This window comes from Cupriavidus pauculus (genome assembly GCF_008693385.1).
Classification (GTDB): domain Bacteria; phylum Pseudomonadota; class Gammaproteobacteria; order Burkholderiales; family Burkholderiaceae; genus Cupriavidus; species Cupriavidus pauculus_D.
Genome location: NZ_CP044065.1, coordinates 3,592,598 through 3,615,763 on the forward strand (window position 1 = coordinate 3,592,598; position 23,166 = coordinate 3,615,763).

The window sequence follows — 23,166 nt, forward strand, 5'->3', positions numbered from 1 at the left end:
CTACTTCCGCCTCGCGTTAAAAGCGGGGGGATTACCAACTATTTCACGGCACTAAATTCGACGGCAGAGCCACAGGGCTAGGAGCCGACAGCTTTGAGCCTTGCTCGGTAGTCCATCGGTTCAAGGTCCAACTGGTCCTTCAGTCCCCCACGCAATACAAACAGCTTTGGCTCGGTGGCGAAGTCGAAGACTCGATATAGATAAAAAGCATCTCCTTTCTCTTCGGAAAACTCCACCTCGTTCTGACTAACCATGAATGGCGTCTGAGAGACGCCAGTCGTAGTCTTGACCTCGATGAACATCTCTTCCCCATTCGCCGCGTAGGACAGGATGTCGTAGCCGGCTCCATCGCCTAAGCTCTCGGATACCCAGTCAATTTTCTCGGCCAAATCGGGCCTGTGCTCGTCAACCAAACGAGCGCGTTCCACGTCCACGACCCAGCTTTCCCCGTTCCGGCCCAACGTACGATTGCGCTCGTCGCGAGCGGCGTAGTCGATCTTTCGCGGTAGTCGGGCGCGTCGCACGCGGTGCTTGATAGGCTCGATGACCGGTGGGGCGACGAATACACCCTTGAGTTTTAGTTTCCCGGGAGCGGTTTGATCCTCGAAGTTGTCGACGATCTCTGCCATCTCCTTTTGGTGAGTCAGGACATATTCCCTCACTACCTCCCGCAGCAGACCTTGAGAGTTTGAGAGCGGTTTGTAGCCAGTGATGTAACGCAATCCAAGTTGATCAAGGATGGAGGAGATGTTTTGGTGCTTCTGTTCGACCGCTCGATGGCTTCTCGTTGTGAGGATCGTACGAAGATCGGCATTGCGCTGGGTCTTGATGAACGGAACGTTCCGCGACTCTAATAAAAGCATCTGAAAATAGTCGTTCACCGTGAGTTCGACTTCGAAGCGAGTCCAATCTTCGCCTCGGAGGCCAATTTTATTGCTGTCGTCGTCAGCCGATTCTAAAGCTTTCGGATTGATAGTCATTGGGGCGCAGGGGGCGGTAACGCCGAATATAGGCGTCCAAATCCTAAGACATTTCCCACCCTTTGTGACGCCCCCCTGTCACATTGATGTAGCCCATCAATCACGCCCCTGTCACAACCCCTCCCTAAACTCCACCCCGCCTCACATGTCCTTTCCGTGAAACATTCCAACGCGATTGGCCTGATCAATCGCCTGACACCATGTTTGCCCGTCCTTCTCTCAAAACATTGCTCGCCTCGTTGCTGGTGACCGCCGCGCTGGCCGCTTGCGGTGGCGATGATGCGCCGTCTACCCCGGCGAATCCGAATCAGCCGGCCAATCCGCCGGCGGCTGGTCAGCCGAATCCGACGCCGCCTACCAAGAGCTGCGCGCCGGACTGAGCGGCCGGCTGGATATCGGCAAACGCCTTGAAAAGCGTACCCACCGCTGCGCTCCGCGCCATCTCCCCGCAATCTCTCGCACAAGATCGAGCAATGAATTCACGTCGTAACTTCCTGAAGGCGGCCGCTGGTACTGGCTTGTCCGCCGCCGCGCTGGCCGCGTTTCCGCCGAGCATTCGCAAGGCGCTGGCCATTCCCGCCAACAACGCCACGGGCACCATCAAGGATGTGGAGCACGTCGTTATCCTGATGCAGGAGAACCGCTCCTTCGATCAGTACTTCGGCACGCTGCGTGGCGTCCGCGGTTTTGGGGATCGGATGACGATTCCGATGGTCAATGGGCGCAAGGTCTGGCAGCAGGCGCGCGCCAACGGCACGCTCATTACGCCTTATTACCTCGACAGCACGGCCAATAACGCGCAGCGCGTTTCCGGGACGCCGCACTCGTGGGCGGATTCGCAGAATGCGTGGGATGCGGGGCGCATGGGCAACTGGCCCCAGTACAAGACGGACGCCTCCATGGGGTACTTCAAGGAAAAGGAGATTCCGTTCCACTTCGCGCTGGCGAATGCCTTTACCTTGTGCGATTCGTACCACTGCTCGATGCATACCGGCACCGACGCCAACCGGTCGTTCCATTTGACCGGCACCAACGGTCCGACCGCGCAGAACGTGGCGTATGTCGTCAACGAGTGGGACTACATCGATGGGCTGCCTGCTTCGGCCAACGTCGGGTACACGTGGAAGACCTATGCCGAGCGTCTGGAAGACGCCGGCGTGAACTGGATCTGCTATCAGAACATGCCGGACGAGTGGGGCGACAACATGCTCGGCGCGTTCCAGCAGTTTCGTCGGGCCAATCTGGCGTCCGGCTATCCCGTGGCCAGTGGCGGGTCGCCGAATGCGCCTTATGCCAACACGGGGCAGGCTTTGCCTTACAAGGCGTATGACGCCGCCACCGACAATCCCGGTAATCCGCTGTACAAGGGCATTGCCAATACGCTGCCGGGGACCACGCCGGACACGTATCTCGATGCGTTCAAGCGCGATATCGCGGCTGGCAAGCTGCCGCAGGTGAGCTGGGTCAGCGCGCCGTCCATCTATTGCGAGCACCCGGGGCCGTCCAGCCCCGTGCAGGGCGGCTGGTTCATTCAGGAAATTCTCGATGCGCTGACCGCGAACCCCGAGGTCTGGAGCAAGACCGTTCTGCTCGTCAACTACGACGAGAACGATGGCTACTTCGACCACGTGCCGTCGCCGTCGCCGCCTTCGCGCAACCCGGACAACACGCTCGCCGGCAAGACGACGCTGTCCGATGACGACATGAAGTACGAGTACTACACCTTCAACCCGCCCGCTGGCAGCACGAACCAGCCGGCGCGCGATGGCAAGGTGTTCGGCCCGGGACCGCGTGTGCCGATGTTCGTGATCTCGCCCTGGAGCCGCGGTGGCTGGGTGAACTCGCAGGTGTTCGATCACACCTCGGTGCTGCGTTTCCTCGAGGCGCGCTTTGGGGTGCAGGAGCCGAATATCTCGCCGTTCCGTCGTGCGGTCTGCGGCGATCTGACCAGCGCCTTCAACTTCGCGACCCCGAATGCCGAGGCACTGGCTTCGCTCGGCGGGCGTAGTACGCGCACCACCGCGGATGCACTGCGCGCTGCGCAGGCAGCGCTGCCCGCCGTGCCGGTGCCGGTCGATATGAAGCTGCCGCTGCAGGAAAGCGGTACACGTCCGTCACGCGCGCTCCCTTACGAGCTCCATACGACGGCGCATGCCAATGCGTCGGGCACGGTCGAGCTCGTGTTCGCGAACTCGGGCAAGCAGGGCGCCGTGTTCCATGTCTACGACCGTCTGAACCTCGGCCGGCTGCCGCGTCGCTATACCGTCGAGGCGGGCAAGACGTTGAGCGATACGTGGAATGCGCGGATCGATAACCTCGGCATGTACGACCTGTGGGTGCTGGGTCCCAATGGCTATCACCGTCATTTCAAGGGCGATCTGAATCGCATCTCGGCGTCCGCCGTTGCGCCGGAGATTCGGGTTTGCTACGACACGAATGGCGATGTGTATGTCGATCTGAAGAACGGTGGCAAGGCCGCTGGCAACTTCACGATTACGCCGCTGGCTTATCGGAAGGATGCGCCCGTGCAGGTGGCCGTGGCTGCCGGCGCAGTGGTCACGCGCCAGTGGTCGCTGGCCGATAGCGGGCACTGGTATGACTTTGCTGTGACCTGCGACAGCGATTCGGCCTTTTATCGTCGGTTTGCTGGCCGGGTGGAGAATGGTCAGCACTCGGTGAGTGATCCGGCGATGGGGACTGTGTTGGGTTGATCGGGAGCGGGGGAACAACGGCCGAGCGAGCCTATCGTTCCAACGCCCGGCACAACGCCGTCAAGTCCGACACGATCAGGTGCGGCGCCGGCGTGGTCCGGTCCCACTTCACCGGGACCGGCGCCTCGCCCACCTCGCCGCGCACGACCCATGCGGCATGCATGCCCGCGCTCATCGCCCCCACCACATCGAGATCCGCATCGTCGCCAACGTGCAGGATGCGTTCGGGCGCCACGCCCACGGCCTCCGCCGCCGCATGGAAGATCGCGGCTTCGGGTTTGCCGCTGCCGAACGTCTGCGCGCTGAATGCCGCCTTGAAATACTCGTGGCCGCCCGTGACCTGCAGGTTGGCATTGCCGTTCGATACGGCCACCAGCGGGTACCGCGCGCTCAGCCATTGCAGCGCGGGCAGCGCGTCCTCGTAGAACGCCACGCGCTGCCGCGCCGCGAAGAACACGTCGTAGGCGGCTTCGGCCAGTGCGACATCTTCTTCGGCGTGTTCGAGTGCCCAGCGGATCGACCCCAGCCGCAATGCGCGCATGTCATGGCTCAGGTCCGGACGTTCTTCCTGAAACCGGATGCGCAGTTCGCGCAACGACTGCGGCGTGGTCAGCGTGCGGGATGTGCCCGGCGCGTTCGCGATCAGCCAGTCGTGCAGCGCCTGTTCGGCACCGAGCACCGCGGGCAGAAAGGGCCACAGCGTGTCGTCGAGGTCGAGGGAAATGGCGGCGATGTGTTTCAGAGGCATGGGCAGTCGGCGCGCGTGATGTGGCGCCGTGGCAGGAAGCGGAAAAGCATCGACAGTGTAAACGTTTAAGCATTAGCCGATGGAAAGCCCGCGCAGGCTCCCTAGAGTGGGAAGTTTTGCGAGGACGGCCGGCGTGCCGTGTGGGTGTCATGTTCGGCAAGCTTCCGCTGTTGTTGCTAATTGCGTCGGCGTCGTTCGTCGCCACTTCCGTGTTCAGCAGGGACTACTGGAAGTACCTGTTGCGCGCGATGGCGAGTTATCGCGCGTCCTGCGCATGGGCGCGCTTTGTTCTCTCCGATGCGCGCATGCGCGAGATGGCGCGGCACGATCGGTCGCTGATGTTTCGGCTGCAGCGGCCTTATCTGCGGACCGCGTTATCCACCGCGCAAAAGCTCTGTTATCTGCTCGATCACTATCGCTGGATGCGTGACGCCTTGTCGCCGGCAGTGACGAGTGCCCTGTTGCATGACGGGCGTGTCGTGCTCGCGCGGCTCTCCGCGACCTATCGCATTGAGCTGATGACGGCCGGACGCAATGGCAAGGAAGGCGAACTGGCGATGGCGCTGATGATGGACGATGCGCCGCTGATGCTCGCGGCGTTTGCGGTGCATCGCTTTGGCGACGGTCTCGCGCTCGATATCGGTTGCATGCAGGGGCTCCGCAATGACGATGCGCTCGCGTTGCAGCGCCAGGCCACGCGCGATCTGCATGGACTGCGACCGAAGCAGGCGCTGCTCGTTGCCCTGTACGCGTTTGCCGCGCACTCGGGCATTCGCCAGCTGCTCGGCGTTCCCAACGACGCGCATATCTATCAGGACAACGCGCGCACACGCGGTCGCGTGCGGGCGGACTTCGACGATTTCTGGGAGGAGATGGGCGCGACCCGAGTGGGCGCCGATTACCGGTTACCGGCGAGCCTTCCGCGCAAGCCGATCGAGGCCGTGCCGTCGCACAAGCGCGCGCAGTATCGGCGCCGCTATGCGCTCGAGCAAGCGCTGGAAATATCGCTTCAGGAAGTGCTCGTTACGTCTGGTTACATTGATCGGACGCACGTTGTTGCATTCTCGCCTCATTGCGCCGCGGCTTAAGTTCGGCAGCGCACATTCCGTAAGACCCCCAATAGATAATCGATCCCCAAATACATCGACGACCCGCCCCGCGATCCCATCCGGACGACAGGACGGGCACTCACTATTCGGGGCTGTTACTGAAGGGGCGTTATGTTTGGCAAATTCACAAGCCAGGCCTTCGTGTGCCTGCTGACCGCATGCGCGAGCGGTGCGCTCACCGCATGCGGCGGTGGCGGGGATGATTCGGGCGGTTCGACCGTGCGCGTGAGCGATAGCTCTGGTACCAATACGACCTCCGGGACGACCTCCGGAACGGCATCCGGTGGATCGAACGGCAGCGGAAATACCGGCACGGGGAATACCGGCAGCGGGAATGCCGGCAGCGGGAATACCGGCAATACCAACGCCGGCACGCAACCCACGACCTCGCGCTGGGTGCCGCAGCTTGGCGATACCTGGCAGCTGCAATTGCAGGGCACGGCCAATATCGGCTACAACGCGGCCGTGTACGACATCGACATGTACGACACGCCGCAGGCGACCATCAATCTGCTGAAGTCGCAGGGCAAGCGCGTGGTCTGCTATTTCTCCGCGGGCAGCAGCGAGAACTGGCGCGCGGACTTCGGGCAGTTCCAGGCCAGCGACATGGGCAACGGTCTCTCGGGCTGGCCCGGCGAACGCTGGCTCGATACGCGTTCGGCCAACGTGCGCGCGATCATGGCGGCGCGCATGGATATGGCCAAGGCCAAGGGTTGCGACGGCATCGACACCGACAACGTCGATGGCTATACCAACAACACGGGCCTGCCGCTCACGGCCGCCACGCAGCTCGACTACAACCGCTATCTGGCCGCGCAGGCGCATGCGCGCGGGCTGGCCATCGGGCTCAAGAACGACGTGGATCAGGTGGCGCAGCTTGCCTCGGACTTCGACTTCGCCGTCAACGAGCAGTGCTTCCAGTACAACGAGTGCGGGGTGTACTCCGCGTTCACCACGCAGGGCAAGCCGGTGTTTCAGGTGGAGTACGACACGAAGTACAAGGTTGATGCCACGCGCGCGCCGTTGTGCGCCTCGGCGCGGGCGTTGAATCTGCGAACGTTGGTGCTGCCGCTGAGCCTCAACGACGGATACCGCTACAGCTGCGATTGAGCCGGCGCCTTGCCCTGCGCCGCATCGAGTTCGCGCCACGCCAGATACAGGCGGGTGTCGAACTCGAGCTGATGGTAGTGCGGCTCCATATGTTCGCAGAGCCGGTAGAACGCCTTGTTGTGATCGCTCTCCTTCAGGTGAGCGAGTTCATGCACGACGATCATGCGCAGGAATTCCGGCGGCGCGTCCTTGAACAGCGACGCCACGCGGATTTCCTTCTTGGCTTTCAGCTTGCCGCCCTGCACGCGGGAGATCGCGGTATGCAGGCCGAGCGCATGCTGCGCGGTATCGAGCCGCGCGTCATAGCCCACCTTGTGCAGCGGCGGCGCGCTGCGCAGGTATTCCTGCTTCAGCTCGGTGGTGTAGTCGTAGAGCGCGCGGTCCGTCTGCACGGTATGCCGCTGCGGATACCGCCGCGCAATATGCTCGCCGAGCTTGCCGGCAGCCATCATCGCGCGCACCTGGTCGAGCACGTTCGCCGGGTATCCCCCCAGAAAACGCATCGGATCTTTCGCGGTCAGGCGCCAGCTTTCCATGACGTACGGCTACCGTTCAGTGGTGGTGATGATGGTGGTGCATCCAGCTGTTGTCGAACGAGTTCACGAACGACTCGACGGCATCCTTGTCGCCGGTGGCGTGGCGCATCAGCTCGCCGCACTTGCAGAAGCCCTGATAGGGCGTGATATGCGAGCAGGCGGAGGTTTTTTGCAGGTACAGCGTGACGGGCTTCGTGCACTTCTTGCACTTGAACTTCAGGGTCAGGGCGGGCTTCATCGGGCGTGTGGTGGCAATGCGGATCGGAATCCGAGGGCCGTATTGTAATGGGGGCGGGCGATCGCCGATGCAAGGGCGCTTCACGGTCCGCCTGCTACACTTCGCCCATCGCAATTCCACCCAATACCGCTGCCATGGCTCAGTACGTTTTCACCATGAATCGCGTGGGCAAGATCGTTCCGCCCAAGCGTCACATTCTCAAGGACATCTCGCTGTCGTTCTTTCCGGGCGCCAAGATCGGCGTGCTGGGCCTGAACGGCTCGGGCAAGTCCACGCTGCTGAAGATCATGGCGGGCCTCGATCAGGAGATCGAGGGCGAAGCCACGCCGATGCCGAACCTCAATATCGGCTATCTGTCGCAGGAGCCCGAGCTCGATCCCGAGCAGACCGTGCGCGAGTCCGTGGAAGCGGCGCTCGGCGGCGTGTTCGAGGCACGCAAGAAGCTCGACGAGATCTACGCCGCGTATGCCGAGCCCGATGCGGACTTCGACGCGTTGGCCGCCGAGCAGGCCAAGTACGAGGCGATCCTGTCGGCCAGCGACGGCAACAATGCCGAACTGCAGCTCGATATCGCGGCCGATGCGCTGCGCCTGCCGGCGTGGGATGCCAAGGTCGGCAACCTGTCCGGCGGTGAAAAGCGCCGTGTCGCGCTGTGCCGCTTGCTGCTGTCGCGCCCCGACATGCTGCTGCTCGACGAACCGACCAACCACCTGGATGCGGAATCGGTCGATTGGCTCGAGCAGTTCCTTACGCGCTTCCCGGGTACCGTGGTGGCCGTGACCCACGATCGCTACTTCCTCGACAACGCGGCCGAGTGGATTCTCGAACTCGACCGTGGCCATGGCATTCCCTGGAAGGGCAACTACAGCTCGTGGCTGGACCAGAAGGAAAATCGCCTGAAGCAGGAAGAGGCAAGCGAGTCCGCGCGCCAGAAGGCACTGCAGAAGGAACTGGAGTGGGTGCGCCAGAACCCGAAGGGCCGTCAGGCCAAGTCGAAGGCGCGTCTCGCGCGGTTCGACGAACTGAACAGCCAGGAATACCAGAAGCGCAACGAGACGCAGGAAATCTTTATCCCGGTGGGCGAGCGCCTGGGTAACGAGGTCATCGAGTTCGACGGCGTGAGCAAGGCCTATGGCGACCGCCTGCTGATCGACAACCTGAGCTTCAAGGTGCCGCCGGGCGCCATCGTCGGCATCATCGGCCCGAACGGCGCCGGCAAGTCGACGTTCTTCCGCATGATCACGGGCAAGGAAACGCCGGATAGCGGCGAGATCAAGATCGGGCCGACCGTGAAGCTCGCGTACGTGGACCAGAGCCGCGATGCGCTCGATGGCACCAAGACCGTGTTCGAGGAAATCTCGGGCGGCGCGGACGTGCTGACCGTGGGCCGCTACGAAACGCCGTCGCGCGCCTATATCGGCCGCTTCAACTTCAAGGGCGGCGACCAGCAGAAGCAGGTGGGCACGCTGTCGGGCGGCGAGCGCGGCCGTCTGCATATGGCCAAGACGCTGATCGCGGGCGGCAACGTGCTGCTGCTGGATGAACCGTCGAACGACCTCGACGTGGAAACGCTGCGCGCGCTGGAAGATGCGCTGCTCGAGTTCGCGGGCTGCGTGATGGTCATCTCCCACGATCGCTGGTTCCTCGATCGTATCGCCACGCACATCCTCGCGTTCGAAGGCGATTCGCACGTGGAGTTCTTCGCGGGCAACTATCAGGAGTACGAGGCGGACAAGAAGCGCCGCCTTGGCGAAGAGGCCGCGAAGCCGAAGCGTATCCGCTACAAGCCCATCACGCGTTGAAGCGGGTGATCGCTGCGGGCAGCGGCTCGGGCCATTTCATTTGGCCGCAACGAGCCGCACCCGGGTGATCTCCGATGGGGCGCCGAACCGTTTCGGCGGGCCCCAGTATCCGGTGCCGCGGCTGACGTAGATCCACATCCGCTCATGCCGCCGCAGCCCGTGCACATACGGCTGCTGCATCGGGACGAACAGGTTCCATGGCCAGAACTGGCCGCCATGCGTGTGTCCCGACAACTGCAAGTCGAATCCGGCCGCCGCCGCGGCGGGCGCGCTGCGCGGTTGATGGGCCAGCAGCACGCGTACGGCCGCATCGGCCGGCGCCCCGGTGAGCGCCTGCACAGGGTCGCTCCGATGGCTCGGGATGAACTGGCCAGCGGTGAAATCCGTCACGCCCCCCAGCACCAGCGACGCGCCGTCGCGCTCCACCACCACATGTTCGTTGAGCAGGACGCGCAGGCCGATGCGCCGAAGCTCGTCGATCCACGCTTCCGCGCCCGCGTAATACTCATGGTTGCCCGTCACCACGAAGGTGCCGTGACGCGAGGCGAGCCGTCCCAGCGGCGCCGTATGCCGCGACAGGTCGCGCACGCTGCCATCGACGAGGTCCCCGGTAATGGCCACCGCATCGGCATCGAGGCCGTTCACGCGATCGACGATGCGGTCGATATACGGGCCCTTGATCGTCGGCCCCACGTGAATATCGCTGATCTGCGCGATGGTGAACCCCTGGAGCGCGGCCGGCAGCCCCGCCACGGGTACATCGACCTCGACCACCTTCGCGACGCCGCGCGCGTTGAAGAAACCGATCGCGCTGACAACGAGGGCGAGGACGGGGGGCACTACCGCGCTGGTTTCCAGCAAGGCAGGTGTATGCCATCCAGCCAATAGCGAAACCAGCAGGAAGATGTCGCGCAGGAACGTGAGGACCAGTAGCGACGAGAACAGCCCCATCGCCAGCATGCCGATCCAGCTGATACGGTCCGCCCAGGGCGGCTCGTAGCGTCGCGCGCGCATGCCCGCGGGCACCAGCAGCGCGGAGATCGCGAGGAAGATCGCAAACGCGACCTTGATGGCCATGGGGCCCGGCAGGTCCGGCACGAGCCGGAAGCCGATATAGGAATGCAGCAGGATCGGGGTCAGCGCGGAGAACAGAATCGCGCGGCGCGGACGCATGGAGCTCATGGTGTTTCCACGAGAGGAGACATCTGGCTGAAATGAGGCCGGATGCGCGCGGCTTCAAGGGCGCGATGCGAAGTCGCCCGCCACGCACCCGTCATGCACTGGTTTGGCGCGGATCGCGACCTCCGCGCGCCGATATGCAGGAATTCCGGCGCGTTCTGAAGTTTTTTGTGTCCGATTGTTCCGGAATACGCGCTAATTTAGATTGAGGCACCGATCATGGAGCGCGAACCCGTATGCCACGCATCCGTTACGACTTAGGTCTCGATTTCCGCGCCGCCGCCTGTCTGGTCGCGGCACTGTGGTGGCTGACGCCGCCGCCCGCCGTGGCGGCGCCGACCGCGTCCAAAGCCGCCGCCGCGCGTGCCTCGCTGCAGTGGCCGCGGCAGTTCGACGCGGCGGGCCAGCATATCGAGGTCTATCAGCCGCAGATCGAGCGCTGGGAGGGCAATCAGCTTGGCGGCCGCGCGGCGGTCGCGGTGGGACCGAAGGACGGCGCGCCCACCTATGGCGTGGCCCGGTTCTCGGCCACCGCCGATATCGACAAGCCATCGGGCCTCGTCCAGCTGTCGCAGCTGCGCATCGACAGCGTGGACGTGCCCACGCGGCCCGATGCCGCCGAGCAGGTGCGGCAGGCGCTGATCGCGCAACTGCCGCCGCAGGGGCTGACCGTGCCGCTCGAGCAGCTGCAGGCGAGCTATGCCGTGGCGCAGCAGATCGCGCAGGGCCAGCGCGTGGCGGTTCGCAACGATGTGCCGCAGATATTGTTCGCGACCACGCCGACGGTGCTCGTGCTCGTCGATGGCGATCCGGCCTGGCGCAGGATGGCGGGGAGCCATTACGAGCGCGCGCTCAACAGCCGCGCGCTGCTGCTGCGCGACGAGTCGGGCGAACTCTTTCTGCAAGCCGCGGGGTACTGGTACCGCTCCGAGTCCGCGGGCGGGGCATGGGAGCCGATGCCGACGCCGCCGGCGTCGCTGCTCGCCGCGGCCAGCAAGGCCGAGGCACCGAAGCCGGACCCGATGCTGCCCGCCGATGGCCGCAAGCCGCCGTCGGCGCCCGCCGTGCTGCTTGCCACGCGTCCGGCAGAACTGATCGTGACGAACGGCGCGCCGCAGATGGCGCCCGTGAACGGCGTGGGACTGCTGACCGTGGCCAATGCCGACCACGCGGTGTTCGTCGACCCGACGTCGAATCAGTCGTACCTGCTGCTGTCGGGCCGATGGTTTCGCGCGCCGATGCTGACCGGGCCATGGGAGTATGTTCCCGGCGATCAGCTGCCGGCCGACTTTGCGAAGATCTCGCCGAACGATCCGAAGGCCAACGTGCTGGTGTCGGTGCCGGGCACCCCGCAGGCACGCGAGGCGGAGATCGCCGCGAACATTCCGCAGACCGCGTCGGTATCGCGCGCGAAGGCGTCGCTGACCGTGGCGTACGACGGCGCGCCGCGCTTCGAGGCGATCGATGGCACGTCGCTGCAATACGCCGCCAATACCGGCACGCCGGTAATCGATGTGGGCGGGCGTTTCTTCGCGGTGGCCAACGGCATCTGGTTTGCCGCGCCGTCGCCCACGGGACCGTGGAGCGTGGCCACCGAGGTACCGGCCGCGATCTACGCGATGCCCCCTAGCTCGCCGCTGTACTACGTGACGTACGTGCGCATCTACTCGGTGACGCCCGATGTCGTCGTGGTCGGCTATACGCCGGGCTATATGGGCGTGGTGGTCGGGCCAGCAGGCACCGTGGTCTATGGCACCGGTTATGTGTACCCGCCCTATGTGGGCACCGTGTACTACGGCTATCCCCTGACCTATGGCTACGGCGCGGGGTTCGGTATCGGCATGGCCGAAGGGTTTGCGTTCGGGTTTGCGGCCGGTGCGATCTGGGGCGCGGCCACGCCTTACTGGGGACCTTATTGGGGCGGCGCGTACGGATGGAACTACGTGAACGTGAACCAGGCCAACGTCTATGGCCGATGGGGGCAGGGCACGGTCACGCACGCGCAGGGCTGGAACGCGTGGACGGGCACGCAGTGGCGCGGCGCGGCGGCATCGGGCTACAACCCCGCGACGGGCGCGCAGTTTCAGGGGAGCCGTGGGGCCGCGTTCAATCCGTACTCGGGCAACTACGCGGCGGGGCGGCAGGGCTCATTCTCGAATCCGTCCACGGGCAGCGCGGGCGCGGGGCGCGGGGGCGTCGTCGGCAATGCGGCGACGGGCGACTATGCGGCCGGCCGTCAGGTGGCGGGCTACAACGCGCAGACCGGACGTATCGGCGCGGCGGAGGCCGGCGTCACGGGCAACACGCAGACGGGCGCGCAGACGGCGGGCAGTCGCGGCGTGGTCGCGAATCCGAGCAAGGACAACGCGGTGGCCTGGAACAACGGTAACGTGTATGCGGGCCACGATGGCAACGTCTATCAACGGACCGACGATGGATGGCAGAAGCACACGTCGAATGGCTGGGAGCCTGTGCAGTCGAATAATGCCAACGCCGAATCGACAAGACAGGTCACCAGCGGGCTCGATAGCCAGCAGCATGCGCGGCAGCTCGGCGACCAGCGCACGGCCGGCGCGGCGCAGCAATGGCAGGGGCGCTTTGGCGGCGCGGGTGCGGGCGGTGGCGGACGCTTTGCAGGGGGCGGCGGCGGTGGACGATTCGGTGGCGGCGGGTTTCACGGCTTTCGCCGCTAGCTTCGAATCCGCTTAACTCGTCGCCGAAAACTTTGAATGGTCGCGTGGGCGGTGCGGACGTAACCTCGGACAGTGGCGTGGGCAGGGCCGGCGATGACCGGATGCCGCGCCGGCAAACGAGGGAGCGGCCAGATGACGCAGCGGGCAACGATGGGGCGAGTCCGATCGACGCCGATGATTGGGCCCAGGCGCGCCAGCGCGCTGCTCGGCTGCATGGCGTTGTGGATGACCGCCTGCGGCAAGCAGGAACCGCCTCCGGCCGCCGCGCAGGCCGTCCCCGTACAGGTGTTTCAGACACGCGCGCAGGATCTTCCCGTGACGTTCGAGTTCGTCGGCCAGACGCAGAGCGACCAGGCCGTGGATGTGCGCGCGCGCGTGTCCGGCTTCCTGATCAAGCGCAACTACGTGGAAGGCGCGATGGTCAGGGAGAACCAGGTCCTGTTCGAGATCGACCACAAGCCGTTTCAGACCCAGCTCGATGCCGCGCAGGCCCAGCTGTCGCAGCAGAAGGCACGGCTCGACGTCGCGCGCTCGAACCTCGCGCGCGTAAAGCCGCTCGCGGAGCGCAACGCGCTGTCGCAGAAGGATCTCGACGATGCCACGGGGCAGTTTCATTCCGCCGCGGCGGGCGTGGAGCAGGCCACGGCCGAGGTCGAGACGCAGAAGCTCAATCTCTCCTATACCTATGTGCGCTCGCCCGTCGATGGCGTGTCGAGCTTCGGCGTGCTGCCGGTCGGCGCCTACGTGAGTCCGACCAACAGCCTGCTGACGACGGTGTCCACGCTGACGCCGATGCGGATCAATTTCAGTATCTCCGAGCCGCAGACACTGGAGTTCCGCGCGCAACAGCAGAACAGGCAGCTGGTGGTGCCGCCGGACCGGCACTACGCGGTGTCGATCGTGCTGGCCGATGGCACCGAGTATCCGCACAAGGGCCGCATCACGTTTGCCGACGCCACCTACAACCAGCAGACGGGCACGTTCCTCGTGCGCGCGGAGATGCCCAATCCGAACAACGAATTGCAGCCCGGGCAGTTCGTGCGCGTGCTGGTCGGCGGGGCCTCGCGGCCCAATGCCATCGTCGTGCCCCAGCGGGCGGTCATGCATGGGCCGAAGGGCGACCTCGTGTTTATCGTCGACAAGGAGGGCAAGGCTCAGCCACGGCCGGTGACGGTCGGCGAGTTGTCGGGGCCGATGTGGCGCATTGCGCAGGGGCTCGACGCGGGGGAGACCGTCGTAGTCGATGGGGCGGGCAAGCTCACGGCCGGTGCGCCGGTGCAGGTCACCGGCGAGGCGCCGCTGGCGGCGGTGGGCGCGGGAAGCGCGCCCGTCGGTGCGGCCTCCGGCGCCATGGCCCCGGCATCGGCGGCACCAGCGTCGGCCGCGCAACCCACGCCATCTCGCTGAGCCCGGACCGCCATGATCTCCGCCTTCTGCGTCCGGCGTCCGATCTTCGCGATCGTGCTGTCGCTGGTCATCGTCATCGGTGGCGGCGTCGCGATGTTCGCGCTGCCCATCGCACAGTATCCCGATATCACGCCGCCCCAGGTCACCGTCACCGCGACCTACGCGGGCGCGGACTCCGATACCGTGGCCCAGACCGTCGCCGCGCCGATCGAGACACAGGTCAATGGCGCCGACAACATGATCTACATGCAGTCGACATCGTCGCCCACGGGCTCGATGACGCTGAACGTGTTCTTCGATATCGGCACCGATCCCGATACCGCGCAGGTGCAGGTGCAGAACCGCGTGAACCTCGCGCTGCCGCAGCTGCCGGACACCGTGCAGAAGACCGGCATCAACGTGCAGAAGCGCTCGTCGAGCTTTCTGCTGCTGATTGCCGTGCACTCGCCCGACGGTCGCTTCGACCAGCAGTACATCAACAACTATGCGAACCTGTACGTGCTCGATGCCATCAAGCGCATCAACGGCGCGAACCAGGCGCAGATCATGGGCTCGGCCGACCTCGCCATGCGCATCTGGCTCAAGCCCGATCGCATGGCCGCGCTCAATATCACCGCGCAGGACGTGCAGCGCGCGGTGCAGAGCCAGAACGAGCAGTTCGGCGCGGGTAGCGTGGGGCAGGCGCCGAACGCGCGGCCCGTGGAGTTGTCGTTTCCGCTCGTCACGCCGGGGCGCCTGACGTCGCCCGAGCAGTTCGACAACATCATCCTGCGCGCGGACAACGAGGGGGCCGCCATCGTGCGGCTGCGCGACGTCGGCCGCGCGGAGGTGGGCCAGCAGCTCTACACGCTGCGCTCGTCGCTGAACGGCAAGCCCGCGACGATCATCGCGGTCTACCAGCAGCCGGGCTCCAACGCGATTCAGGTGGCGAAGGACGTGCGCCGCGCGCTCGACGATATGTCGAAGACGTTCCCGCCGGGCATCGCGTACAAGGTGTCGCTCGATACCACCGAGTTCGTGAGCGCGTCCATCGAGGAGGTGGTGCACACGCTGGCGGAAGCCGTGGTGCTGGTCGTGCTCGTGGTGTTCATCTTCCTGCAGAACGTGCGGGCAACGGTGATCCCCGTTCTCGCCGTGTTCGTGTCGATCATCGGGACCTTCGCGGGGCTGCTTGCACTCGGATTCTCGATCAACCTGCTGACGCTGTTCGCGCTGGTGCTCGCCATCGGGATCGTCGTCGACGATGCCATCGTCGTGGTGGAAAACGTCGAGCGCAATATGGCCGAGTTCCATCTGTCGCCGCGCGAGGCCACGCTACGCGCGATGGAGGAGGTGACGGGCCCGGTCATCGCCATCGTGCTCGTGCTGTCGGCCGTGTTTATTCCCGTGGCGTTCGTCTCGGGCACCACGGGGCAGTTGTACCGGCAGTTCGCGCTGACGATCGTCGTCTCGGTCGTCATCTCGGGCTTCTGCGCGCTGACGCTGTCGCCGGCGCTCGCGGCCATGATCCTCAAGTCCGGCCACCACACACCATGGCGCGGCTTCGTCTGGTTCAACGACAAGTTCGACCGGCTCGTGCACCACTACGGCAACTGGGTGCGCGGCTTTATGCGGCGCGCGGTGCTCGCATTGCTGATGTTCGCCATCATGCTGCTCGCCGTATGGCAACTGTTCGCGCGCATTCCCACGGCATTCGTGCCGCCCGAAGATCAGGGCTATCTGCTGGTCGCGGTGATGATGCCGGACTCGGCCAGTCTCGACCGCACCGACAAGGTCACCCAGCAGGTGGCGGCGATGTTCCGCGAGCATCCGGCGGTGGAAGATGCGTCGGCGCTGTCGGGCTACAGCTTTATCGACAGCCAGTACAAGACCAATGCGGGCACCGTGTTCGTCGGCCTCAAGAGTTTCAAGCAGCGGGGCACGCGCGATCTGTCCGTGCGCGCGGTCATCGTCTCGCTGATCGGCAAGCTGCGCGCGATTCCGGAGGCCATCATCATTCCGGTCAATCCGCCGTCGATACCTGGCCTCGGGTCGCAGGGCGGCTTCGAGTTCTGGATCCAGAATCGCGGCACGGGCAATGCGGCCGAACTCGAAGGTGTGACGCGCAATTTCATCAAGGCCGCGGCGGCGCATCCGGAGCTTGGGCGATTGACGAGCACGATTCAGGCCGCGTCTCGGCAGATGCGCGTAGAGGTGGACAAGGAGAAGGCGGAGACGATGGGCGTGCCGATCGCCGATGTCTACGGCACGCTGCAGACGCAGTTCGGTTCGCTGTATGTAAGCCAGTTCTCGCAGTACAGCCGCGTGTGGCAGGTGATCCTGCAAGCCGAACCGCAATACCGCGCGAACCCCGACGATCTGCAGTTCCTCTATGTGCGGCAGCAGAGCGGCAAGATGGTGCCCGTCACCGGGCTGCTGAAGACGCGTTACGCGAGCGGGCCCGATCTGCTCTCGCGCTTCAACAACTTCCCGGCAGCAAAGATCACCGGCGATGCGGCGGCGGGCTACAGCTCGGGACAGGCCCTGGCCGCGATGGAGGCCGTCGCGCGCGAGTCGCTGCCCGCAAGCTACAGCTTCGCGTGGAGCGGCGAGGCGTTCGAGCAGAAGAAGTCCGGCAATACGACGACGATCGTGTTCGTGTTCGGCATCGTGATGGTGTTCCTGATCCTCGCCGCGCAGTACGAGTCGTGGTCGCTGCCCATATCGATCCTGAGCGCGGTGCCGTTCGGCATTTTCGGGGCGCTGCTGGCGATCCTGTTGCGCGGGCTGTCCAACGACGTGTACTTCCAGATCGGCATGGTGACCCTGATCGGGCTCGCGGCCAAGAACGCCATCCTGATCGTCGAGTTCGCGGTGCTCAAGCAGAAGGAGGGCATGTCGCATGCGGACGCGGCCGTGGAAGCGGCCAAGCTGCGGCTGCGGCCGATCGTCATGACGTCCCTCGCATTCATTCTTGGCGCGGTGCCGCTGTTTATCGCGGCGGGCGCGGGCGCGAACTCGCGGCATTCCATCGGCACCGGCATCATCGGCGGCATGCTCGCGGCGACCACGCTCGCGCTGCTGTTCGTGCCGCTGTTTTCGTGGCTGATCGGCACGGGTGTGGACAAATGGCGCGCGCGCGGCGGCAAGGCGGCGCCGGCTGCGAATAGCACACCCGGGACGCCGCCGGCCGGAGAGGCGCCATGATCGCGCGGCGGCTCGCGCTCGCGACCGCGGCGCTCGGGGCTTTTGCCGCCGGCTGCGCGATCGGCCCCGACTACCAGCCTCCGGAGGTCGCGTCGCCCCCGTACTACCGGCTCGATACGGGCGCGCTGACCATCGAGGCGGACAGCGCATGGTGGAACACGTTCGACGATCCCGTGCTGACCGCGCTCGTGGAGACCGCGCTGCGCAATAGCTACGATGTGCGCATCGCCACGGCACGCATCGACGAGTTCCGCGGGCAACTGATGATCGCGCGGTCGGCGTTCTTTCCGCAGATCGGCGCAATGGCATCGGCCGCGCGGCAGCGCAGCGGCACGTTCAACACGCTGATCGGCACGCCGCTCGAAGCGTTCAGCGGGCCGCGCAACAGCTACCAGCTCGTGGCCAATGCCAGCTGGGAACTCGATGTCTGGGGCCGCATCCGCCGACAGGCAGAGGGCGCGGAAGCCGATCTCTGGAATGCCGAGTACACGCGGCGCGGCACCGTGCTCGCGCTCGCGGCCTCGGTGGTGCAGGGTTATGCGACGCTGCGAGGATTCGACGCGCAGCTCGAGATCGCCCGGCAGACGCTCGACGTCCGCGCGAAGGCGGTGGATATCTTCCGGCAGCGCTTCGAAGGCGGCGTGGTGTCGCAGGTGGAACTGGTACAGGCGGAGAACGACTACTACGCGGCGGAGTCTTCGATACCGCCGATCCGCACATCGATCGCGCAGACCGAAAATGCGCTGTCGGTGCTGCTGGGCCGCGAGCCCGGACCGATCGAACGCGGCAAGCCGTTCGATGCGCTGCAGGCGCCCGCTGTCGGCCCCGACATGCCCGCGATGCTGCTGTCGCGCCGTCCCGATGTGTTGCAGGCCGAGCAGGCCGCCGTGGCCGCGAATGCGCGGCTCGGCGCGGCGGAGGCGCTCTATCTGCCGACCGTCGATCTGTCGGCCATGTTCGGCGCGATTGCCGCCACGCCCGGGGCGCTGTGGCATAGCGCGTCGCGCGTATGGGGCGTGGGGGCGGGCATCACGCAGCCGATCTTCCAGGGCGGCGCGATTCGCGGGCAGGTGCAGAGCGCGGGATCCGTGCGCGATCAGGCCATGCTCGCGTATCAGGCGAGCGTGCTCAATGCGCTGGCGGATGTGAACAATGCGCTCGCGGCCAATATGGAATCGCGTGTCCGGCTCGCGAGCCTGCGGCGGCAGGAGCAGGCGCTCGTGATCTATGCCGATCAGGCCAATGCCCGTTACGAGGGCGGCTACACCAGCTATCTGGAGGTCACCGACGCGCGGGAGAAACTGTATTCGGTACAGCTGGCGGCGGTGCAGGGGCAGGTCGATGTGCTGACGGGCGTGGCCGCACTGTACAAGTCGCTCGGCGGCGGATGGCCCGCGGTGCCGGGCGAGGTGCGTGATGCGGGGATGATCGGCGATGCGCGGCAATTGCCGCCGCCGGCCGACCGGCAGTCGTCACGCTGATCTCATGCCTCGTCGTCGGCCATGGCCGCGACAGGCAGCATCGCGTTGAACCGCTCGAGCTCCGAGCGAAACGCCTGCGCGCCGGGACCCGGCACGATCTCCACGTCGCCGATGGTGATCTCGGTGCCGTCATCGCGCAGCAGTCGCGGTGGCCTGATCTCCGCGCCGTCGCGTCCGTCCTTCAGGATCGTCAGCGGCCCATGCTCGGTCGCGCGCCAGCGATCGGCCCATCCCTTCAGCGAGACGAACACCGGGAAGAACTCGCGGCCCGATTCGGTCAGCGTGTAGACATGCCGCGCGCCGCCGCCGGGCGTATGCGTTTTCTCGAGCAGGCCATGTTCGACGAGTGCCTTGAGGCGGTTGCTGAGAATGTTCGGCGCGATGCCGAGCCGGCGTTCGAACTCGTCGAAGCGCGTGCTGCCGTAGAACGCCTCGCGCATGATCAGCATGGCCCAGCGTTCGCCCAGCACACTCAGCGCGCGGGCAATCGGGCAGGGCATGGCCGAGAAATCTGTGGATGCCATGACATCGTCACTTTGATGGTACAAGTCTGTATCATCATAGCTTGCATCATGAAAGTATGAAACCCTCGTTTTTGCATGGGGGCATGATCGCGCGAACAATCGACCGATGCGCGCGGCTCCGCACGGATTTTGTCGGGAGCACGGCATGCGCGCGTATAGTGGCAGGGTCTTATCGTCCCCACGCGCGGGCTGCCAGCCGTCGCGCGATCGTTGCTGCCGCTGCGTCATGACCGACCCCACCGATCCCTCCTCCTCCGAACCCGCATCCGGCGAGGACGCCGCGTCGCGCGGTATCCGTCATCGCGCCCGGCATGCGATCGCGCGCAAGTCCCGTCAGGCCGGCCGCATCTCGCGCACGACGATGCGCTACGCCGTGTTCATGTGCGGCGCGGCCGGCGTCGCGCTGTTCTCGCTGGTCTTCGCATGGATCGCCGAAACCGCGCTGCGCTGGAACGCCCATCTGACCGCCGCCACGCCGTGGCTCGCATTCGTGATGCTGCCATTCGGCCTGGCCGCGCTGCGCTGGCTGACTATCCGCTATGCGGCGCAGGCGCGGGGCAGCGGCATTCCGCAGGTGCTGGCCGCGATCTCGCTGCCGCCCGACAGCGCCGCGCAGCGCGTGCTCGTGTCGTTCCGGCAGGCGATGTGGAAGGTGGTGCTGACCGCCGCCGCGCTGCTGGCGGGCGCGTCCGTCGGACGCGAGGGACCGTCGGTGCAGGTCGGTGCCGCGGCCATGCTGTCGTGGGGCCGATGGTGCGAGCAGAAGCTGCGCTTCCGCACCGGCTTCCATCCGAATGCGCTGATCGCCGCGGGCGCGGCGGGCGGGCTGGCCTCGGCCTTCAATACGCCGCTGGCCGGCGTGGTGTTCGCGATCGAAGAGCTCGGGCGCGGTGCCGCGATGCGCTGGGACCGCGTCGTGCTGTCGGGCGTGCTGACCGCGGGTTTCCTCACGCTCTCGCTGCTCGGCAACAATCCGTACTTCAGCATCAAGGTGCCGATTCTCGCGCTGCACGACGCATGGGGGCCCGTGCTGCTCTGCGCGGTCGTCAACGGCGTGCTCGGCGGGCTGTTCGCCAAGCTGCTGATCGGCGGCGTGCCGGGGCTGCTGCCGGCGCGCTGGCGCCAGTGGCCGCAGGCGCATCCGATCTGGGTGGCGTTCGGCTGCGGCCTGATCGTCGCCGCGATCGGCTTCGGCACGGCGGGCGCGACGTTCGGCACGGGCTATGAACAGGCGTCGGCGCTGATCAACGGCCATGGCGAGCGCTCGCCGTGGTTCGGCGTCGGCAAGTTCTTCGCGACCGTGCTGTCGTACTTCGCAGGCGTTCCGGGCGGGATCTTCACGCCGGCGCTGGCCATCGGCGCGGGCATCGGCGACAACGTCGCGCACATCCTCGGCTTTATGCCGGAGCCGCGCATGCTCGCGCTGATCTCGATGGCCGCGTTCCTCGCGGCCGCCACGCAGGCACCGATCACCGCGAGCGTGATCGTGATGGAGATGACGCGCACGCAGGACCTCACGGTGTTCCTGCTCGCGTCGTCGCTGCTGGCATCGTTCCTCGCGCGGCAGTTCTGCCCGCATCCGTTCTATCACCACATGGGCCACGCATTCCGTCGCGAAGCGGTTAACGTGACGCGGCGGCCATCGTCGGCAGAGTGAGCGCTCAGGGCATATGTGCGCGCGGCCGAGGGCCCGCTCGAATCGTGCGGTCACGCATGGATTTCCGTAACGCTTTGCCCTACCATGTGCCGCGCACGTACCCGTGGCGGCAGATCCGGGACGCGCGTGTGTTCCGGCGGCACACTCCACGCGCCGGCATGCCTTTCGATGCACTCGGGGGAGCGCAAGATGGCCACGCAACGACCTGTTGGCAGGGGACAGTCCCAGCAGAAACCGCAGCAACCCGGTGCGAACCGGCCCAGCGAGATCGACCTCGGTGCCGACAGCATGTGGCATACGCGAGGCTTGCAGAGCAATACGCGCATGCGTGTGCCGCTCGCGCGCCGCACACCGCCGCGCCAGTTACCGCCAAGCCGCCTGCCGCGCCTGCTGTTGTGGGCCGTGCTGCTCGCGGTGGGCGGCATGCTCGCGAATGCGGTCATGCATATGCTGCGTTAGCCACAACGGAGATTCGTAACGAACTCCGACATCGGGGCACGGAACGTCTGGTATCAGGCAAACTCCAACCCGAGCTATTTCCAGGAGTTCCGTTTTGAAATTCTCAGTTGCCGCGGTCGCGGCCGCCGGCCTGTTCGCCACGTTTGGCTCGCTTGTTTCATCGCCAGCATTCGCGGCCGGCACCCCCGCGGACGCCATGGCGCAGGCCCCGGGCCAGGGGGACGCGCTCACGTCCATGTTGTCCACGCTCGAGATCGGCAGCCCGCTGCCGGAGATGCCCGATTGCGCCGATCACCGCACGCCCAATGGCCGCGACGTGACCGCGCTGTGCGTGGAATTGCGCGGCGACGGCACGATGCGCCAGATCGGCGTGCCGCGCGACAAGCGCCCCGTGTTCATGGATGGTCCGCATCTGCTCGGCTTCGTCGATGGCAACGCGCTCGTCGGCGTGATCATCCCGACCGATGGCATCCGCTCGCAGGATGCCGCGATGCAGAGCCTGAGCGCGCGCTACGGCAAGCCGTTCCGTCAGGAGCAGGAAGACCTGCGCGACAAGGCCGGCAAGACCGTCAAGGCGACGCACGCGGGCTGGATGCGCAAACCGCTGACGGTCGAGTTCTATGCGATTCCGGACGATCCGTCCGAGGGAACGATCGAACTGCTGCTGCCGCGCGCGCGGGCCTTGATGGCCAATCGCGATGCGGAGGTGGCGAAGTCGCTGGCACCGGCGTCGGGCCCCGCGGCCAAGGGTGGGAAGGCGGCGGACAAGCCCGCCGAGAAGGCTGCCGACAAGTCCGCGGACAAGAAGGCGCCCGTGAAGCCCGTCGATCCGGGTAAATGGTGATGGCGTGGCGGTCGCGCTAGTCCGCCGCGCGCCGCCGATCGATCTTCCGGGCGAGCACGATCGACGTGGTCGTGTGATTGACCCCATCGAGCATGCCGATCTCGTCCAGCAGCTTGTCGAGCCGCGCATGCGTATCGCAGCGAATCACGGCCATGTAGTCGACGGGCCCGCTGACCGAGTTCAGTTCCTCCACTTCGGGTAGCCGCTGCAGCGCGCGGACCACGGTCGGCGCGGCCTTCGGCTGCACCGACAGCCCGCAGAACGCGAGAATCGCGCTGTCCTCCATCTGCCGTCCCAGCCGGACCCCATAGCCGGCGATCACTCCCGTCTTCTCCAGCCGCGCGATGCGGGCCACCACGGTCGTGCGCGCAATGCCCAGAGCGCGCGCCAGGTTCGCGGCAGACTCGCGCGCGTTGCCCTGCAGCAGCGACAGCAGATGACGATCGATGGGATCGAGTTCAGTCATAGCGTCAGAAAGGTTCGTCGATTCGGCGGATTATGC

Annotated in this window: 18 protein-coding genes; 11 read left to right on the top strand and 7 right to left on the bottom strand. The window is 65.7% G+C overall.

All coding sequences use genetic code 11. The features are described from left to right. Nucleotides 1–77 precede the first annotated feature (77 nt). Nucleotides 78–980 (bottom strand): DUF3883 domain-containing protein, encoded by a 903-nt coding sequence (locus tag FOB72_RS16555; RefSeq protein ID WP_150373575.1) that lies wholly within the window; start codon nt 978–980, stop codon nt 78–80. 473 nt (nt 981–1,453) lie between these two features. Here FOB72_RS16555 and FOB72_RS16565 point away from each other — a divergent pair, with 473 nt between their 5' ends. After that, nucleotides 1,454–3,691, top strand: a complete 2,238-nt coding sequence (locus FOB72_RS16565; protein ID WP_150373577.1) for a phosphocholine-specific phospholipase C — start codon at nt 1,454–1,456, stop codon at nt 3,689–3,691. A 31-nt stretch (nt 3,692–3,722) separates the two neighbouring features. Here the strand turns inward: FOB72_RS16565 and FOB72_RS16570 are convergent, their stop codons facing one another. After that, entirely contained in the window at nt 3,723–4,439 is a 717-nt protein-coding gene (locus FOB72_RS16570; protein ID WP_150373578.1) for an HAD family hydrolase, read from the bottom strand. A gap of 20 nt (nt 4,440–4,459) precedes the next feature. Here FOB72_RS16570 and FOB72_RS16575 point away from each other — a divergent pair, with 20 nt between their 5' ends. Further along, nucleotides 4,460–5,527 (top strand): VirK/YbjX family protein, encoded by a 1,068-nt coding sequence (locus tag FOB72_RS16575; RefSeq protein ID WP_150373579.1) that lies wholly within the window; start codon nt 4,460–4,462, stop codon nt 5,525–5,527. Nucleotides 5,528–5,659: 132 nt separating this feature from the next. Continuing rightward, the gene (locus FOB72_RS16580) at nt 5,660–6,658 is read left to right on the top strand and encodes an endo alpha-1,4 polygalactosaminidase (protein WP_150373580.1); all 999 of its coding nucleotides are present in this window, start codon (nt 5,660–5,662) and stop codon (nt 6,656–6,658) included. Here FOB72_RS16580 and FOB72_RS16585 read toward each other — a convergent pair. Both FOB72_RS16585 and FOB72_RS16590 read right to left on the bottom strand, forming a co-directional pair. After that, entirely contained in the window at nt 6,643–7,161 is a 519-nt protein-coding gene (locus FOB72_RS16585) for a M48 family metallopeptidase (RefSeq protein WP_150373953.1), read from the bottom strand. The two genes, FOB72_RS16580 and FOB72_RS16585, sit on opposite strands and share 16 nt — an antisense overlap. Nucleotides 7,162–7,210: 49 nt before the next feature. Then, nucleotides 7,211–7,432: a hypothetical protein gene (locus FOB72_RS16590; protein WP_150373581.1), complete on the bottom strand. Its 222-nt coding sequence runs from the start codon at nt 7,430–7,432 to the stop codon at nt 7,211–7,213. Nucleotides 7,433–7,566: 134 nt separating this feature from the next. On the opposite strand from FOB72_RS16590, the gene ettA reads away from it, so the two are divergent. Then, nucleotides 7,567–9,234, top strand: a complete 1,668-nt coding sequence (gene ettA / locus FOB72_RS16595) for an energy-dependent translational throttle protein EttA (RefSeq protein WP_150373582.1) — start codon at nt 7,567–7,569, stop codon at nt 9,232–9,234. A gap of 36 nt (nt 9,235–9,270) precedes the next feature. On the opposite strand, the gene FOB72_RS16600 is transcribed toward ettA, so the two are convergent. Then, on the bottom strand, nt 9,271–10,407 hold the full coding sequence (locus FOB72_RS16600) for a metallophosphoesterase (protein WP_150373954.1): 1,137 nt from the start codon (nt 10,405–10,407) through the stop codon (nt 9,271–9,273). A 242-nt stretch (nt 10,408–10,649) separates the two neighbouring features. On the opposite strand from FOB72_RS16600, the gene FOB72_RS16605 reads away from it, so the two are divergent. From FOB72_RS16605 to FOB72_RS16620, 4 genes are all read left to right on the top strand, one after another. After that, nucleotides 10,650–13,106, top strand: a complete 2,457-nt coding sequence (locus FOB72_RS16605) for a carbohydrate-binding family V/XII (RefSeq protein WP_150373583.1) — start codon at nt 10,650–10,652, stop codon at nt 13,104–13,106. A 174-nt stretch (nt 13,107–13,280) separates the two neighbouring features. Further along, a complete protein-coding gene (locus FOB72_RS16610) occupies nt 13,281–14,513 on the top strand; it encodes an efflux RND transporter periplasmic adaptor subunit (RefSeq protein ID WP_150373584.1) in 1,233 nt (410 codons plus the stop codon). A 12-nt stretch (nt 14,514–14,525) separates the two neighbouring features. After that, nucleotides 14,526–17,699, top strand: coding sequence for an efflux RND transporter permease subunit (locus FOB72_RS16615; RefSeq protein WP_150373585.1), 3,174 nt, complete (start codon nt 14,526–14,528; stop codon nt 17,697–17,699). Then, nucleotides 17,696–19,180, top strand: a complete 1,485-nt coding sequence (locus tag FOB72_RS16620) for an efflux transporter outer membrane subunit (protein ID WP_150373586.1) — start codon at nt 17,696–17,698, stop codon at nt 19,178–19,180. Before FOB72_RS16615 ends, FOB72_RS16620 begins: the two co-directional genes overlap by 4 nt. Nucleotides 19,181–19,182: 2 nt before the next feature. Here the strand turns inward: FOB72_RS16620 and FOB72_RS16625 are convergent, their stop codons facing one another. Continuing rightward, the gene (locus tag FOB72_RS16625) at nt 19,183–19,704 is read right to left on the bottom strand and encodes a winged helix-turn-helix transcriptional regulator (protein ID WP_150373587.1); all 522 of its coding nucleotides are present in this window, start codon (nt 19,702–19,704) and stop codon (nt 19,183–19,185) included. 226 nt (nt 19,705–19,930) lie between these two features. On the opposite strand from FOB72_RS16625, the gene FOB72_RS16630 reads away from it, so the two are divergent. From FOB72_RS16630 to FOB72_RS16640, 3 genes are all read left to right on the top strand, one after another. Then, nucleotides 19,931–21,361 (top strand): chloride channel protein, encoded by a 1,431-nt coding sequence (locus tag FOB72_RS16630; RefSeq protein ID WP_150373588.1) that lies wholly within the window; start codon nt 19,931–19,933, stop codon nt 21,359–21,361. Nucleotides 21,362–21,550: 189 nt separating this feature from the next. Then, the gene (locus FOB72_RS16635) at nt 21,551–21,820 is read left to right on the top strand and encodes a hypothetical protein (protein ID WP_150373589.1); all 270 of its coding nucleotides are present in this window, start codon (nt 21,551–21,553) and stop codon (nt 21,818–21,820) included. A 94-nt stretch (nt 21,821–21,914) separates the two neighbouring features. Further along, on the top strand, nt 21,915–22,664 hold the full coding sequence (locus FOB72_RS16640; RefSeq protein ID WP_150373590.1) for a hypothetical protein: 750 nt from the start codon (nt 21,915–21,917) through the stop codon (nt 22,662–22,664). 16 nt (nt 22,665–22,680) lie between these two features. On the opposite strand, the gene FOB72_RS16645 is transcribed toward FOB72_RS16640, so the two are convergent. Then, complete coding sequence (locus FOB72_RS16645) at nt 22,681–23,130, bottom strand: Lrp/AsnC family transcriptional regulator (RefSeq protein ID WP_150373591.1); 450 nt, start codon at nt 23,128–23,130, stop codon at nt 22,681–22,683. Nucleotides 23,131–23,166: the final 36 nt, after the last annotated feature.

Bases quoted from the DNA above. Each gene is read 5' to 3' on its own strand.
- FOB72_RS16555 (WP_150373575.1), bottom strand. From the start codon at position 980: ATGACTATCAATCCGAAAGCTTTAGAATCGGCTGACGACGACAGCAAT.
- FOB72_RS16565 (WP_150373577.1), top strand. From the start codon at position 1,454: ATGAATTCACGTCGTAACTTCCTGAAGGCGGCCGCTGGTACTGGCTTG.
- FOB72_RS16570 (WP_150373578.1), bottom strand. From the start codon at position 4,439: ATGCCTCTGAAACACATCGCCGCCATTTCCCTCGACCTCGACGACACG.
- FOB72_RS16580 (WP_150373580.1), top strand. From the start codon at position 5,660: ATGTTTGGCAAATTCACAAGCCAGGCCTTCGTGTGCCTGCTGACCGCA.
- FOB72_RS16585 (WP_150373953.1), bottom strand. From the start codon at position 7,161: ATGCGTTTTCTGGGGGGATACCCGGCGAACGTGCTCGACCAGGTGCGC.
- FOB72_RS16590 (WP_150373581.1), bottom strand. From the start codon at position 7,432: ATGAAGCCCGCCCTGACCCTGAAGTTCAAGTGCAAGAAGTGCACGAAG.
- ettA (WP_150373582.1), top strand. From the start codon at position 7,567: ATGGCTCAGTACGTTTTCACCATGAATCGCGTGGGCAAGATCGTTCCG.
- FOB72_RS16600 (WP_150373954.1), bottom strand. From the start codon at position 10,407: ATGCGTCCGCGCCGCGCGATTCTGTTCTCCGCGCTGACCCCGATCCTG.
- FOB72_RS16605 (WP_150373583.1), top strand. From the start codon at position 10,650: ATGCCACGCATCCGTTACGACTTAGGTCTCGATTTCCGCGCCGCCGCC.
- FOB72_RS16610 (WP_150373584.1), top strand. From the start codon at position 13,281: ATGATTGGGCCCAGGCGCGCCAGCGCGCTGCTCGGCTGCATGGCGTTG.
- FOB72_RS16615 (WP_150373585.1), top strand. From the start codon at position 14,526: ATGATCTCCGCCTTCTGCGTCCGGCGTCCGATCTTCGCGATCGTGCTG.
- FOB72_RS16620 (WP_150373586.1), top strand. From the start codon at position 17,696: ATGATCGCGCGGCGGCTCGCGCTCGCGACCGCGGCGCTCGGGGCTTTT.
- FOB72_RS16625 (WP_150373587.1), bottom strand. From the start codon at position 19,704: ATGGCATCCACAGATTTCTCGGCCATGCCCTGCCCGATTGCCCGCGCG.
- FOB72_RS16630 (WP_150373588.1), top strand. From the start codon at position 19,931: ATGACCGACCCCACCGATCCCTCCTCCTCCGAACCCGCATCCGGCGAG.
- FOB72_RS16635 (WP_150373589.1), top strand. From the start codon at position 21,551: ATGGCCACGCAACGACCTGTTGGCAGGGGACAGTCCCAGCAGAAACCG.
- FOB72_RS16645 (WP_150373591.1), bottom strand. From the start codon at position 23,130: ATGACTGAACTCGATCCCATCGATCGTCATCTGCTGTCGCTGCTGCAG.